This window comes from Pyramidobacter sp. CG50-2, assembly GCF_003612005.1.
GTDB lineage: Bacteria > Synergistota > Synergistia > Synergistales > Dethiosulfovibrionaceae > Pyramidobacter.
On the sequence record NZ_RAWT01000108.1, the window covers coordinates 1 to 663 of the forward strand.

General features: G+C 54.3%; 1 protein-coding gene. It reads right to left on the minus strand.

Annotated features, from left to right (window positions below; all coding sequences use genetic code 11):
- Positions 1–338: 338 nt before the first annotated feature.
- Positions 339–663 (minus strand): hypothetical protein (locus D7D26_RS12405; protein WP_120373186.1); only part of this gene is annotated, 325 nt, incomplete at its 5' end.

The window sequence follows — 663 nt, forward strand, 5'->3', positions numbered from 1 at the left end:
ACCACGGCGATCTCCGTGGCGAACACCGCCGCGGACAGCGACGCGAACATCGCCAGGGAAATTATCGATTTCATCACACGCTTCATTTTCGTCACGCACTTCACTGAAAAAACCTCCTCGAATGAATGGGAAGATAAATGGCAAATTGATAGAAAATAAACAGAAACAGATAAAAAACGAACAAGAAGAAAGGGCGGAGCGAATAAGACTCCGCCCTTTTCTCTCTGCATTGCCGGTCCTTTCCTTTCCCTTTACGGTCCTTTCCTTTGCAGTCCTTTCTCTTTACATTACATTGCCGATACGTGCCGATCCAGGGATCGGAACGACGTGCCGAAACGTTATCTCCGTTTCGACGCCCGCAGCAGACGTTCCAGCTCGGCCATGCGTGCTTTCATTTCCGCCCGTTCACGGATCTCGCGGGTAAGCATAGCTTTCATCTCCGCGATCTCCTCGGCCTGATGGGAGTTGGTCTTCTCCATTGACGCCACCTGCGCCTGCAGCTGGGCGTTCTCCTTCTGCATCACGTAGACGCTGCTCATCGGGCCTTTGCGGTAACGTTCGGGGATCTGTTCCTTGTCTGCCTTCCTGCCGATCTTCCACGTCAGCCCGGCGTTGGCCATCGACTCGCCGTGGTGGGTGACGGACACTCCGGCGTGCACCATA